The organism is Plebeiibacterium sediminum (assembly GCF_026013605.1).
Lineage (GTDB): Bacteria > Bacteroidota > Bacteroidia > Bacteroidales > Marinilabiliaceae > Saccharicrinis > Saccharicrinis sediminus.
Genome location: NZ_JAPDPJ010000001.1, coordinates 395818 through 409126, shown reverse-complemented (window position 1 = coordinate 409126; position 13309 = coordinate 395818). Strand labels below are relative to the sequence as shown.

15 protein-coding genes are annotated in these 13309 nt (G+C 29.0%); 7 read left to right on the top strand and 8 right to left on the bottom strand.

Going from position 1 to position 13309, the window contains the following annotated elements; genetic code table 11:
* Nucleotides 1–7 precede the first annotated feature (7 nt).
* Genes dut through nadA form a run of 5 tightly spaced genes read right to left on the bottom strand, consistent with a single transcriptional unit; the run spans nucleotide 8 to nucleotide 4416 of the window.
* On the bottom strand, nucleotides 8–448 hold the full coding sequence (gene dut, locus OM075_RS01775) for a dUTP diphosphatase (RefSeq protein ID WP_301188744.1): 441 nt from the start codon (nucleotides 446–448) through the stop codon (nucleotides 8–10).
* The gene (locus OM075_RS01770) at nucleotides 432–1955 is read right to left on the bottom strand and encodes a lipopolysaccharide biosynthesis protein (RefSeq protein ID WP_301188743.1); all 1524 of its coding nucleotides are present in this window, start codon (nucleotides 1953–1955) and stop codon (nucleotides 432–434) included. Before OM075_RS01770 ends, dut begins: the two co-directional genes overlap by 17 nt.
* An 11-nt stretch (nucleotides 1956–1966) precedes the next feature.
* The gene (gene ruvB / locus OM075_RS01765) at nucleotides 1967–2992 is read right to left on the bottom strand and encodes a Holliday junction branch migration DNA helicase RuvB (protein ID WP_301188742.1); all 1026 of its coding nucleotides are present in this window, start codon (nucleotides 2990–2992) and stop codon (nucleotides 1967–1969) included.
* Nucleotides 2993–3005: 13 nt separating this feature from the next.
* On the bottom strand, nucleotides 3006–3392 hold the full coding sequence (locus OM075_RS01760) for a response regulator (RefSeq protein WP_301188741.1): 387 nt from the start codon (nucleotides 3390–3392) through the stop codon (nucleotides 3006–3008).
* A gap of 28 nt (nucleotides 3393–3420) precedes the next feature.
* Nucleotides 3421–4416, bottom strand: coding sequence for a quinolinate synthase NadA (nadA, locus tag OM075_RS01755; protein WP_301188740.1), 996 nt, complete (start codon nucleotides 4414–4416; stop codon nucleotides 3421–3423).
* A 559-nt stretch (nucleotides 4417–4975) separates the two neighbouring features.
* Here nadA and rpiB point away from each other — a divergent pair.
* Entirely contained in the window at nucleotides 4976–5419 is a 444-nt protein-coding gene (gene rpiB / locus OM075_RS01750; protein WP_301188739.1) for a ribose 5-phosphate isomerase B, read from the top strand.
* Nucleotides 5420–5557: 138 nt separating this feature from the next.
* On the top strand, nucleotides 5558–6001 hold the full coding sequence (locus tag OM075_RS01745; RefSeq protein WP_301188738.1) for an RrF2 family transcriptional regulator: 444 nt from the start codon (nucleotides 5558–5560) through the stop codon (nucleotides 5999–6001).
* On the opposite strand, the gene OM075_RS26070 is transcribed toward OM075_RS01745, so the two are convergent.
* A complete protein-coding gene (locus OM075_RS26070) occupies nucleotides 5989–6396 on the bottom strand; it encodes a VanZ family protein (protein WP_363321515.1) in 408 nt (135 codons plus the stop codon). The genes OM075_RS01745 and OM075_RS26070 overlap by 13 nt on opposite strands.
* 130 nt (nucleotides 6397–6526) lie before the next feature.
* Between OM075_RS26070 and hemW the strand changes: the two genes are divergently transcribed.
* From hemW to OM075_RS01725, 4 genes are all read left to right on the top strand, one after another.
* Complete coding sequence (gene hemW, locus OM075_RS01740; RefSeq protein WP_301188737.1) at nucleotides 6527–7654, top strand: radical SAM family heme chaperone HemW; 1128 nt, start codon at nucleotides 6527–6529, stop codon at nucleotides 7652–7654.
* Between the two features lie 6 nt (nucleotides 7655–7660).
* Nucleotides 7661–8065: a rhodanese-like domain-containing protein gene (locus OM075_RS01735; RefSeq protein WP_301188736.1), complete on the top strand. Its 405-nt coding sequence runs from the start codon at nucleotides 7661–7663 to the stop codon at nucleotides 8063–8065.
* 5 nt (nucleotides 8066–8070) lie between these two features.
* Complete coding sequence (locus OM075_RS01730) at nucleotides 8071–8952, top strand: cation diffusion facilitator family transporter (protein WP_301188735.1); 882 nt, start codon at nucleotides 8071–8073, stop codon at nucleotides 8950–8952.
* Nucleotides 8953–9034: 82 nt separating this feature from the next.
* Entirely contained in the window at nucleotides 9035–9817 is a 783-nt protein-coding gene (locus OM075_RS01725; RefSeq protein WP_301188734.1) for a hypothetical protein, read from the top strand.
* On the opposite strand, the gene OM075_RS01720 is transcribed toward OM075_RS01725, so the two are convergent.
* Complete coding sequence (locus OM075_RS01720) at nucleotides 9810–10604, bottom strand: DUF2797 domain-containing protein (RefSeq protein ID WP_301188733.1); 795 nt, start codon at nucleotides 10602–10604, stop codon at nucleotides 9810–9812. The two genes, OM075_RS01725 and OM075_RS01720, sit on opposite strands and share 8 nt — an antisense overlap.
* A gap of 29 nt (nucleotides 10605–10633) precedes the next feature.
* A complete protein-coding gene (locus tag OM075_RS01715) occupies nucleotides 10634–11890 on the bottom strand; it encodes a peptidase U32 family protein (RefSeq protein WP_301188732.1) in 1257 nt (418 codons plus the stop codon).
* 189 nt (nucleotides 11891–12079) lie between these two features.
* On the opposite strand from OM075_RS01715, the gene OM075_RS01710 reads away from it, so the two are divergent.
* Nucleotides 12080–13246 (top strand): acylneuraminate cytidylyltransferase, encoded by a 1167-nt coding sequence (locus OM075_RS01710; RefSeq protein WP_301188731.1) that lies wholly within the window; start codon nucleotides 12080–12082, stop codon nucleotides 13244–13246.
* Nucleotides 13247–13309 lie beyond the last annotated feature (63 nt).

Genomic DNA, 13309 nt, shown 5'->3' with positions numbered 1-13309 from the left:
AATAATGTTAATGTTTACCTGTATGACCAAAACCACCTTCTCCTCTATCTGTGGATTGTAATTCATCTACAATAATAAACGAAGCGGTTTCATGTTTGGCTATAACCATCTGGCAAATTCTTTCTCCTGACTTAATAACAAAGTCATCGTTACTTAAGTTTACAAGTATTACTTTTATTTCTCCACGATAATCTGCATCAATTGTTCCCGGAGTATTTAAAACGGTTATACCATGCTTATAAGCCAAACCACTACGAGGGCGAATTTGAGCTTCATAACCTTCTGGTAGTTCAATAAATAAGCCTGTTGGAACTAAAACTCTTTGTAAAGGTTTAAGGATAATATCATCTTGTAAATAAGCTCTTAAATCCAACCCTGCAGATAAAGCTGTACTATATTCTGGTAATTGATTATTGCTTTTATTGATGATGTTAATTAGTAGAGACATTCTTTATTTTAATTAATTTTTTAAATTCTAAAACATAAATAGTCCATAAAAATACAACTATTAAGCCAAAGCGTAATAAAAATAAAGCAATATTATAAAGTGGACCTGTTAAAGGAGTAATTACATGAAAAATATAAGGTATTATGTATATACCTAAAAAATAGAGTAATGCTGTAAATACAACATATTTTAATATTCTAAGCCAATCGTAATCTATTTTATAATATTTATTTCCCCATATGATGCTAAATACAACCATACTGGCAAAACATAATAAACCACTAATCGCACAACCGTAATAACCAATAATTGGTATTAAAATAAGGTTAGAAAGTAGTGTTACTGTAGTTCCTATAACACCCATATATGCACCATAGATAGTTTTATCTGACACTTTATACCAAACTGATAATGTAAAATAGATGCCACTTAATAACTGAGCTATTAAAACTAAAGGAATCACTCCGTTAGCTTTTGTATATTCCGGAACTAAAATCAAATTAATAATATCCATGAAAAAAGTAACTCCAATAAAAATAAGTAACCCAAATAGAACAAAATAATTTAATATTGTGGAATAAATACTGTTATCCTGAGATGATTGACTATGCTTAAAGAAAAAAGGTTCAAAAGCCATTCTAAATGATTGCGTAAACATTGCCATTAGTACACCAATTTTAAAATTAGCACCATATAATGCAACCATTTTATATCCTTCATCTCCGCCTATCAATCTAGGTAATAATGCTTTATCTATACTTTGATTGATCATGCCAGTTATACCAACAATCAATATGGGAAAAGAATACTTATACATCCTTTTCAACAAACTAAAGTCAAAACCTTTAATAACTCCTTTTATATCTTTAAGTAAAATAATTAAAATAAAAACCGATGCAATTAGGTTTGAAAATAATACATAGTATGCTTCCTGATTATCTCTGTAAAAGCTATTAACAAGATTAGAAAAGACACTTTCAGTATAGTTTTTTAAAAGATAAGGGCAAACTAAAAGAAAGAAGATATTGAAAAATATTAAAATAAGTACATTTAATAGCTTTATGATAGCAAAGCGTATACTTTTACCCAAATACCTAAGTTTAGCAAAAATAAGAGCTGAAACAGCATCAAAAGCAACAATTAAACCGGCTAACCAAATTAATTCATTATATGATTCAAGTTGGTCAGATAATTTAATGTTTTTTAGAAGAAAAAAAAGGAATACTATAAAAACTGAACTTGTTGTTAAAATACTAAGAAAGCCTGTAGTAAAAACACCTTTATAATTATCATTCTTTGAAAACCGAAAAAATGTAGTTTCAAATCCATACGTTAAAACAACCAGAAAAATAGCAATATATCCATATATTTCAGTAATATAACCATATTGAATATTACTCATTGTACGAATGTAATATGGCATTAACAACCAATTTAACAAACGAACTAATATAGTTCCTCCACCGTAAACTACTGTTTCACCAGCGAGCGATTTTAAACTTCCCAAAATAAGTTAGATTAAAATAATGAAAATTGTTCCTGATTAAGATTATCCTTACCTAAATGGCTATATGCTAATGGAGTAACCATTCTTCCTCGAGGAGTTCTTTTTATAAATCCTTCTTTAATTAAAAACGGTTCATATACTTCTTCAATAGTTCCGGCATCCTCTCCGATAGCAGTTGCAATTGTACTAATTCCTACAGGTCCACCTTGAAACTTATCTATAAGAGTCAATAGAATTTTATGATCCATTTCATCTAATCCATGTTGATCTATATTCAATGCTTCAAGTGAATATTGTGAAATTCTTAAATCAATATTTCCATTTCCTTTAACTTGAGCAAAATCCCTAACCCTTCTTAACAAAGCATTAGCAATACGTGGTGTTCCCCTACTTCTTCCTGCAATTTCATAACTTGCTTCTTCTGTAATAGGTGTATCTAAAATATATGATGAACGTTTTACTATACCAGAAAGAATATCTGTATCATAATATTCAAGATGACAATTAATTCCAAACCTTGCTCTTAAAGGACTAGTTAATAAACCACTTCTAGTGGTGGCACCTACTAAAGTAAAAGGATTCAAATCAATTTGTATACTTCTTGCCCCGGGTCCTTTATCAATAACAATATCAATTCGATAATCTTCCATCGCTGAATATAAATATTCTTCAACAATAGGACTTAAACGATGTATCTCATCAATGAATAAAACATCATTAGGCTCCAGATTCGTTAATATACCAGCTAAATCGCCTGGTTTATCCAAAACCGGACCACTAGTTATTTTAAAGCCGACATTTAATTCATTTGCCACAATATTTGAAAGAGTTGTTTTACCAAGACCAGGAGGTCCGTGCAATAAAACATGATCAAGAGCTTCACCCCTCATACTAGCAGCCTGAACAAATATTTTAAGATTCTCAACAATTTTACTTTGTCCTTGAAAATCAATAAAACTAAGGGGACGTAATTTATTTTCTACATCATTCTCAACAGACTGATATCCTTCTTCCCTTATATCAAAATTATCCTGCATGAATAAACAAGTCCTAAATTAAATTAAGTTTATGTAGTATTTCTTCAAATAGAGTCAAGTCAAAAGGTTTAGCCATATATTCATCCATACCATGCTTTAAACACTTATCTCTATCTGCATCAAAGGTATTAGCCGTTAAACCGATTATATGCGTGTAAACACCTTTATTTTGCTCAAATTTCCTTATTTCAGTTGTTGCTTCTAATCCATCCATTACTGGCATCATTAAATCCATAATAATCAAATCAAATTTTTTCTGCATAACTAACGAAACAGCCTCCTGTCCATTATTAGCTACATCAATTTGATAATTGAATTTAGATAAATTCAGATAAATTAATTTTTGATTTAATACATTATCTTCTACAAGTAAGATATTTAAGGGATTGTTATGCGTCATACTGATATAAACATACAAAATTTTATTACTATAAACCTAATTTATTAGAAATATCAAGCATCTTTTCAATAGGTTGAACAGCTTTTAAACGAATACTCTCTTCGACTTCAATAGTAGGCCAGGTATATTTTAATGCATTATATAACTTTGTCATTGTATTTAATCTCATAAAATTACAATCGTTACATGCACAAGTAGAATCATTAGGTGGCGCAGGTATAAAAGTTTTTTCTGGACTTTTTAATTTCATTTGATGTAAGATGCCAGATTCAGTGGCTACAATATATTTATTTCCATCATCTTTACTTGAGAAATTTAATAATGCAGCTGTAGAACCAACATGATCCGCAACCATCAGTAAAGGCTTTTTACATTCAGGATGAGCCAACAACTTTGCATCAGGATTTTCTTTTTTAAGATCTAAAATCTTTTCTAAAGAAAATTTCTCATGCACATGACATGCTCCATCCCATAATATCATATTTCTCCCAGTTATACCATTTATATAATTACCTAGATTTCTATCAGGACCAAAGATTAATTTTTCATCCTTATCAAAACTATCAACTATTGCTTTTGCATTAGTTGAAGTAACCACGATATCAGATAAAGCTTTAATATCTGCCGATGTATTCACATAGGTAATGACTTTATGATCCGGATATTGTTTAATGAATTCAGAAAACTGATCAGGAGGACAACTATCCGCTAAGCTACAACCAGCATTTAAATCCGGAACTAAAACAGTTTTATCAGGTGATAATATCTTAGCTGTTTCTCCCATAAAATGAACACCAGCCACGATAATAATATCAGCTTCAGTTTTACTGGCAAATTGGGCAAGTGCTAAACTATCTCCGACAAAATCGGCAATATCTTGTATTTCGTCTTCCTGATAGTAATGCGCCATTAAAACCGCATTCTTTTCTTTCTTTAACTTTAAAAATTCATTTTGAATATTCTCTATACCTTCAACAGGTTCATCAACGAATCCTTTTTTCAACCAACTTTCTTTTACTTCCATTATAATATATATATAAAATAGAGAAATTTTAAAAAACTATAGTAATTATAATATCCTGTTAGTAACGTTTATAAAATTATTGCAATTTAATTGTTTCATATTGTCGTAAACATTAGTGAAACAGATATTAAAAGATAATTAACAATAATTTTATACTAGTTTTACTTTGTAATCAGTTATTTAACTAGGATTATTAACATGCTGTTAATAGTTGGCAAATTTAATAAGATTATCTGTTTAAAGAAGATTTAAGCTGTTAAAATACTGTTTGAAATTGTCGTTAAAATCCTATAAAAATAACTTGATATATCAATAAAGAGTGTTGATTGTATTATAAAATGAGAATTCCAAAATTATTTTTTCAAATGTTTTAATTTTGGATTCACAGCTTATGAACAGTTATTAAATGGTTATGCACAGTTTATTAATAAGCTGATTTTACATGTTATTTATGCGTGTATTTTACTGATATTTAGCCTTAAAGGTTACTTTAATTATACGTTCAACTATACTTATTGTATAGTATACTCTATTTTCTTGTTATCTTTGAAACAAAAACATGAAATTTTCAAAAGTTGGTTTAGCTGCAGACCATGCCGGTTATGAGTTAAAAGAAATATTAAAGGGTTATTTTACTGAATTAGGTATTGAAGTTTCAGATTATGGAACACATTCAACTGAAAGTACTGATTATGCAGATTGGGCTCATCCTATGGCATCAGCTGTTGAAAACAATGAAGTTGATTTTGGAGTTTCTGTTTGTGGTAGTGGAAACGGAATTAACATGACTGTTAATAAACATCAGGGTATTAGAGCCGCTTTATGTTGGAATAAGGAAATATCTGAATTAGCCCGATCTCATAATAATGCAAATGTTTGCTCCTTACCTGCACGCTTTATTTCTGTAGACGAAGCGAAAGCTATTGTTAATGCTTTTATCAATACACCTTTTGAAGGAGGAAGACACATTAAAAGAATTGAAAAAATCCCTTGTAAATCGTAAATTATATTCAAATCTTGAAAATAGAATACTGTAGTATATGATGATTTTACAGTATTTTATTTTTAGGTAAAATGTTTACTTAAATTTTTCTTGATTATTAATAAAATAATGTAATTTAGCATATAAAAATCTTTTATTATGTTATCGAACACCTGCAAATATGCTGTCAGATCTGTAATTTATCTCGCATTGAATAATGAAGAGGATAAAAAAATAGGAATTAAGAAGATTTCTGAGGATTTAGATATACCTACTCCATTTTTAGGGAAAATATTACAGCAATTGGTGAAACAAAAAATGTTATTATCTACCAAAGGACCCCATGGTGGTTTTTCCATAGGTAAAAATCCTGCAGATATTACATTATTAGATATAGTAAAGATTATTGATGGAATGGATATGTTTGAGATGTGTTTAATTGGTATGAATACTTGTAAGGCTGCTCATGCCCAACAACTTCCATGCCCTGTACATGAAAAATTTTGTGAGGTAAGAGCAGAATTATTTAAACTATTCAAAACAGAAACGATAGAAAATATTGTAAACAGAGTGGATCAAAAATTGGATTATTATCTTTTGTAATCTAATTTAAATAGTAAAACTTTATATATAAAATTTTGGTCTTTCATTAAAATAAACAAAATACTTCCAGCTAAAACACCAATGCTATTAAATACTGCGTCATAGAAGTTTCCACTTCTGTAATTAGTCAATAAGAATTGTAAAAATTCAATTGAAATACCTATTAAGATAGTATCGATAATTATCCAATATTTTCTGATTGAATTTTTGTTTACATAGTTCTCAATAAAGAATATAAAGCTTAATCCAAAATACATCAGAAAATGTACTATCTTATCAAAATGTTTAAAAAATTTCACTTCACTTGGAAGTACTTTATTTACATTCATTAAGCTTAAAAAAAGTATAATACAAATAACTAAAATTGTGCGCCAATATGTTTTTAATGTGTACATAATGAGTATGTTATGTTTGATTTTGTAACTTAGTTATTAAAAAGTTATCAACAAATAATTGCAATATAGCATAAAACAAATGTTTCACGTGAAACGTTCATGTTAAAAATTTTTAATCTAGTAATTATAAATGGCAGGAATCTATTTACACATACCATTTTGTATAAGAAAATGTGGATATTGTGATTTTTATAGTATTACAGATTTGTCTTTGAAAGACAAGTTTGTAGATAGTTTAATAAGTGAAATTAGTTCAAGGAAATCAGAATTTAATGAGGAACAAATTAGTACCATTTATTTTGGAGGTGGAACACCTAGTTTATTAACTAAGCAAAATCTTATTTCAATTTTAGATACTATTTATCAATATATTCCCAAAAAATCGGTAAATGAATTAACTATTGAAGTTAATCCGGATGATATAACACCTGAATTTTTAGAGGAGTTAATTGAAATTGGTTTTAATAGAATTAGTATAGGTACTCAAAGCTTTAATGATGATATTCTGAAAATGATGAATAGACGTCATGATGCTAAACAGGCTATGAAAACAGTACAATTAGCTCAGAAAAAAGGTTTTAAGAATATAAGTATTGATTTGATTTATGGTGTTCCTGATATGAGTTTAACAGATTGGGAGTCTTCTTTAAATATTGCAGTTAGTATGAATGTCCAGCATATTTCAGCCTATCATTTAACTTTTGAAAAAGGAACTCCTTTTTACAGTAAACTTAAAAAAGGAGAACTAAAAGAAATATCTGATTCTGATAGTGTGGACCAATATCAAAAACTTTTAGAAATATTAAATCGATCCGGATTTAATGATTATGAGATTTCTAATTTTGCACAAAATGGTTGTGAATCCCAACATAACTCAGGATATTGGAGTGGTAAAAATTATTTTGGTTTCGGACCAGGTGCTCACTCCTACAAAAACAATATAAGAAGATGGAATATTAGTAATTTATTGAAATATATAAAAAATGTTGGTTCTTATAAGAGTTATTTTTCTAATGAAACACTCTCTGAGGAGGATCGATTTAATGAGTTAATAATGTTAGGTTTAAGAACCAGAAAAGGAGTCGATATGAATTTTTTGAATGATAATTTTAATTCTGAAATTTGGAACTTTTTTAAGAAGGAATACGAAATTCAAAAAATTAAATCAAATGTTTTTATTGATAATGGATTTTTAAAAGTGTGTGAAAATAAACGTTTTATTACCGATCAAATAATTTCCGATTTTTTTAAGATTTAATTATTTATGCTAAAACAAAAAATTACAATACTCATATTTTTATTCAGTCTTCTTCAGGTTATTAATGGACAAGATTTCGTAACAAAGGTTCTGGATTGCGATGTTTTTTTTAAAGAAGTTTATGAAAACGGTAAGAGTAAATTGTTCGATTTAAGAGGTACTGAAGAATTTAATAAAGAAAGATTAGTGGATGCTATTTTAGTTGACACAAAAGAGAAGTTTCTTGTATATTTAAATGATATAGATAAGAATACTAAAATATTTTTGTACTGCGAAAAAGGTAAAAGGTCAATTGAATGTTCTCAATGGCTGAGAGATCTGGGATATACTAATGTATTTCAATTAAAAGGTGGATTTATAAATTGGAAAAAAAGTGGTTTTCCAATAGATTCAGAAAAGGTTAAACAATAAGTAAAATGGAAAAATATAAACTTGGAATATTTATATCCTGGGCTTCTATTATATTAAATATTGCGCTTTTTATTATAAAATTTTGGGCTGGTATTTTATTTCACTCAGTGGCATTAATAGCAGATGCATGGCATACTTTAACGGATTCCATATCATCTGTTGCAGTTTTAATAGGAATTAAAATTTCATCTAAACCAGCTGATGAAACACATCCTTTCGGACACGGTAGAGCTGAGTTAATGTCAACTATTTTTGTTGGAATTTTACTTGCACTAGTAGGCGCTAATTTTACATATGAATCAGTGTTGAAGCTACGAATGCATGAATCTGTTGAATATGGTAATTTTGCTATAATTGTAACCATCATTTCTATCGTTGTAAAGGAAGTAATGGCTCAGTATTCTATTTTTTATGGAAAAAAAATAAATGCAAAATCGTTAATTGCTGATGGATGGCATCATAGAAGCGACGCTTTTTCAAGTATTATTATCCTAGGTGGTATTTTTGTAGGTAAGTATTTTTGGTGGGTTGATGGTGTTTTAGGCTTATTGGTTTCATTATTAATATTTTATACAACCTATAAAATATTAAAAGAATCCTTATCCATATTTTTAGGAGAAAAAATAGATGATGATCTTAAGGAGAGTATTCAAAAAATAGGAATTCATAATTTTAATAGTGATTTAGATCCACACCATTTTTTAATTCATCAATATGGAAATCACTCGGAACTTACCTTTCATATATCCTTACCTGGTAATATGAGTTTAACAGAAGCTCATCAAATTGCAACAAAATACGAAAATGCTATTATGGAAATACATAGTATTGGTGTTACCATTCACATTGATTCTTTAGATGAATATAATAATGTAAGAATTAAGTAGAAATATCAAGATAATTATGCCTCTAATGTAAAAAGTAGTCATTGCATTTAATTTGGTTTTATATTGATATAAAATTAATTAGATGCAGCGATTATTAACTTTAATATTGATTCTTATTTGTTTTGGTTGTTATCAAAATAATAATAAACTGTCGTTTGTATCATTAAATTTTGCCAATAAAATACAGCATAATACAGATTCTATCTCAAAATATATTTCTGGTTTATCTTCTGATTTAATTGAAATAAAAACTGCAATAACTGATAGTATAGTACTTAATCGAGTATTAAATGAAGATTATAATATTATTTCCAGCAATACTGAAAATGAATCCACAAAAACAAATTCAGTTTTATATGCCAATAAACAATTAATAGAGCTTTTATCTTCCTCTACTCTACTTATTAAACATGATATTTTAATGAGTGAATTGAATATAATATCGTGGTATAAATTAAAATATCTAAAGTCAGGTTATATATTTTATGTATTTAAAATCGATACTCAGGATACACTCAATGACAAGCAAATTAAACTAATCAGTTATCATTTATTAAAAAAAGTTGATGAAATTTCAGCTGGTGCGCCTGTTATTATTTTAAGTAATAATATTTCAAATTGTCTGGAAATGAGTAATATATTAACAAATGAGTGGATAGATAATTATAATTTTAAAGCAATCAAGAGTATGACAAATAGTTGTATTAAATTTTACGTAAATGATTTTTTTAAAGTCATTAATCTAAATAAAGACACTGTTAATACATTATCTCTTTGTAATATTCAAATTAAATTTTCATTGAATACTAATAATGTTGAAAGAAATATGGTTGGAGATCAACTAAATGATTTATTAATTAAATAGTAAACTTTACTAAATATCCCCTATGCTTTCTGATATTAATAACTCTTGAATGGTCCAGAATTAGGTATTGCCCCTTGATACCAGTTAATACACCTTCAACATTTTGAGTTTTGTCAAAACTCTCACTTTTAATTTTTACCGGGTATTCTTCAACGGGAAATTTTATTGTTGTAATGTCGTCCGATGTAGAATAGTATTGTAATAATTCAGCTGGTAATAAACTTTTTACTTTAGCCTTTTCTGCACTTAAATCTACATGATTTGATACTCCTTTTAGCATACTTTGCCAGCTGGTTTTATCAGAATAGTATTGCATCAAGTATTTTTCAATAATCCCGGCGATATGTCTGTTCGGAGTTACAGCTATAATAATTGCTGCGGTAGCACCCTGATCAATCCAACGAGTTGGTATTTGAGTTTTACGTGTTATACCTACTTTAATATTTGAAGAGTTGGCTAAATAAACGATATGTGGTGTTAAGCAATGATTAATAGACCATTGCATATCTCTGCTTATTCCTAAATGCGCCTGACATTTATCCGGGTGTAATATACATTCACTAGCTTCTGGCGCTGAACTAAAACAGTTAAAGCAAAAACCTTGAGCAAAAGATTTATTGGTTTTAGTTCCACAGGCAACACAGTTTATTTGGTTCTGGAACTGTAACGAAATTTGTTTACCAATATATTGATTCATTTCAATACGCTCCTCCCCTATTGGTAAAATGTATTTTACATTATCATCCAATTGAGTTAACATTTTTTCTATGTTGCCTATGTATTCCATATTATATTTTTCTTGTAAAAGTTTAATAATTATTGATCTAATGAAGGATGAGAAGGTATCATCTTATATAATTTATCCGATCTTCTTATCTTTTCAGGTACCGGCATTGAAAAACGTTCTCCTTTAACAGTTTGTTCAACTTTTTTTAAATCTACTCTAATTTCAGATACTACCATTTGTACTATACCAGTGGTAGGTCCTGTAATTAATATTTCATCACCTACTTTAAGATCTTTAGTTTCCAGAACAAACTCTGCAACTCCAATTTTTGGGAAATAGTTAGTTCCTTTACCAATATACATTTTTCGCTTTGTTGCTCTGTTTCCATATTTATGACTCCACTCTCCTAGCTTTTGTCCTAAATAATAGCCATCCCAAAATCCACGATTAAATACTGTGCTTAATTCCTTATTCCACAGATTAATTTTGTCTTCTTCAAACGTGCCATCAAGTATCGCATTTAATGCCTCGTTGTAAGCTTTTACAACAGTGTGTACATATTCCGGACCTCTGGCTCTACCTTCAATCTTAAATACACGAACACCGGCGTCAACCATTTTATTTAAGAAATGAATGGTTTTTAAATCCTTTGGTGACATGATGTATTCATTATCTATCTCAAGTTCCTGACCTGTATCTTTATCTGTAACAATATAACTTCTGCGGCAAGTTTGAAGGCAAGCTCCTCTATTTGCAGAGTGATCAGTATTATGAAGACTCATGTAACATTTACCGGAAACCGCCATGCATAGCGCACCATGACTAAACATTTCAATCTGGATTAATTTACCATTAGGTCCTTTAATTTGTTGAAGTTCAATTTCACGGTATATTTGAGCTACCTGATCTAAATTTAATTCACGGGCTAAAACTACAACATCAGCAAACTTGGCATAAAATTTTAAAGCCTCAATATTTGATATATTCAATTGTGTACTTAAATGTACCTCTACACCAATTTCTCTGGCAAATGAAATAGCTGCCACATCAGAAGCAATAACTGCACTTAATTCAGCCTCTTTTGCTGCCATTATAACTTTTTTCATCAGGTTTAAATCCTGATCGTAAAGTACCGTATTAACCGTTAAATAGGTTCTTACATTATTTTCTTTTGATATTCTTACTATTTCGTGTAAATCATCAACAGTAAAGTTATTTGATGATCTTGATCGCATATTTAAACCTTCAATACCAAAGTAAACTGAATTTGCTCCACCTTTAATAGCTGCACGTAATGATTCGTAGGATCCTACGGGTGCCATTATTTCAAAATCTTCTCTTTTCATTTATAATGTTTTAGCAGTCGCAAAAATATATAATTAATAATTAACACGTCTGTCTGATGTTAAATTGCTTTTAAATAAATTTTAAAACTCGCTTTCTAGTTAATAGACAATAGTAATAATTTAATGTTTAGCCAACCTATGAGTTATATGTGAATTACTTCTTTGCTGTTAGTATATACATAGAATATAATGGAGCAGCGTAAAATTGCAATAATTCCGTTAAGGGCTGGATCAAAAGGAATTATAAAAAAGAATCAAAAGAAAATATTAGGCAGACCTTTATTTACATGGGTTTTAGGTGAAGCCATTCAAAGTAATCTTGACCATATTTATCTATTTACAGATGATCATGAAATTAAAGCTTATGTAGAAAAGGAATACCAATGGACCTCAAAAGTTTCTGTTGTTGAAAGAAGTGAGGAAAGTGCTAATGATACAGCAAGTACTGAATTTGCAATGAATGAATTGGCTGAAATGATCAATTTTAAATTTGCTCAATTTTATTTATTACAAGCTACTTCTCCGTTAACAACATCCTCTGATATTAATAATGCTATAACTCTACTCAATAATGTTCAAGTTGATTCTGTTCTTTCTGTAGTTAAAACTCACCGATTTATATGGAATAATAAAGGAGAATCACTCAATTATAATTATTTGAACAGGCCACGAAGACAAGATTTTGAAGGATTATTAATTGAAAATGGTGCCATTTACGGTTGTAAAAAAGAAACATTTTTAAAAACTAATAATCGATTAGGAGATAAGATTGAAGTTCTTGAGATGTCAGAGGATACTTTGATAGAAATTGATGAGCCTGGTGACTTAGTAATAATTGAACAACTATTAAAGAATAGATTACAATCAAAAAATAAGTTCCATCAAAATATTAAATATGTTGTATTTGATGTAGATGGCGTATTTACCAATGGAACAGTTTTTTATACTAAAGATGGAGAGTTTTCTAAGAACTTTAGCTTTATCGATGGAATGGGTTTTGAATTATTACGAGAGAATGGGATTGACCCAATTATTATGACTTCAGAACAAAGTTCCTTAGTTCAAAAACGAATGGAAAAACTCAATATTTTACATGTTTATTTAGGGGTAAAAGATAAGTACACACGATTATCAATTTTATTAAATGAGTTAGGATCAACAAGAAGTGAAGTAGCTTATTTAGGTGATGATATTAATGATTTATCAAACATGCTTTCAGTTGGTTGGAGTGCCTGTCCTATCAATGCTGTAGATATAGTAAAACAAAATTCAGATATACAATTACATCATTCTGGTGGAAATGGTGCTATTAGAGAGTTTATAGAATTCTTAATTAAATACAATAAAAGGTCATAGGTAGTGGAAGGAATGAAATGAGCCTTAAAAGAATTTCTCATACAAGAGAAAGATTTTTCTGTG

Bases quoted from the DNA above. Each gene is read 5' to 3' on its own strand.
- rpiB (WP_301188739.1), top strand. From the start codon at position 4,976: ATGAAATTTTCAAAAGTTGGTTTAGCTGCAGACCATGCCGGTTATGAG.
- OM075_RS01715 (WP_301188732.1), bottom strand. From the start codon at position 11,890: ATGAAAAGAGAAGATTTTGAAATAATGGCACCCGTAGGATCCTACGAA.
- OM075_RS01735 (WP_301188736.1), top strand. From the start codon at position 7,661: ATGCTAAAACAAAAAATTACAATACTCATATTTTTATTCAGTCTTCTT.
- OM075_RS01745 (WP_301188738.1), top strand. From the start codon at position 5,558: ATGTTATCGAACACCTGCAAATATGCTGTCAGATCTGTAATTTATCTC.
- OM075_RS01725 (WP_301188734.1), top strand. From the start codon at position 9,035: ATGCAGCGATTATTAACTTTAATATTGATTCTTATTTGTTTTGGTTGT.
- ruvB (WP_301188742.1), bottom strand. From the start codon at position 2,992: ATGCAGGATAATTTTGATATAAGGGAAGAAGGATATCAGTCTGTTGAG.
- OM075_RS01720 (WP_301188733.1), bottom strand. From the start codon at position 10,604: ATGGAATACATAGGCAACATAGAAAAAATGTTAACTCAATTGGATGAT.
- OM075_RS01710 (WP_301188731.1), top strand. From the start codon at position 12,080: ATGGAGCAGCGTAAAATTGCAATAATTCCGTTAAGGGCTGGATCAAAA.
- dut (WP_301188744.1), bottom strand. From the start codon at position 448: ATGTCTCTACTAATTAACATCATCAATAAAAGCAATAATCAATTACCA.
- OM075_RS01730 (WP_301188735.1), top strand. From the start codon at position 8,071: ATGGAAAAATATAAACTTGGAATATTTATATCCTGGGCTTCTATTATA.
- OM075_RS01760 (WP_301188741.1), bottom strand. From the start codon at position 3,392: ATGACGCATAACAATCCCTTAAATATCTTACTTGTAGAAGATAATGTA.
- nadA (WP_301188740.1), bottom strand. From the start codon at position 4,416: ATGGAAGTAAAAGAAAGTTGGTTGAAAAAAGGATTCGTTGATGAACCT.
- OM075_RS26070 (WP_363321515.1), bottom strand. From the start codon at position 6,396: ATGTACACATTAAAAACATATTGGCGCACAATTTTAGTTATTTGTATT.
- hemW (WP_301188737.1), top strand. From the start codon at position 6,527: ATGGCAGGAATCTATTTACACATACCATTTTGTATAAGAAAATGTGGA.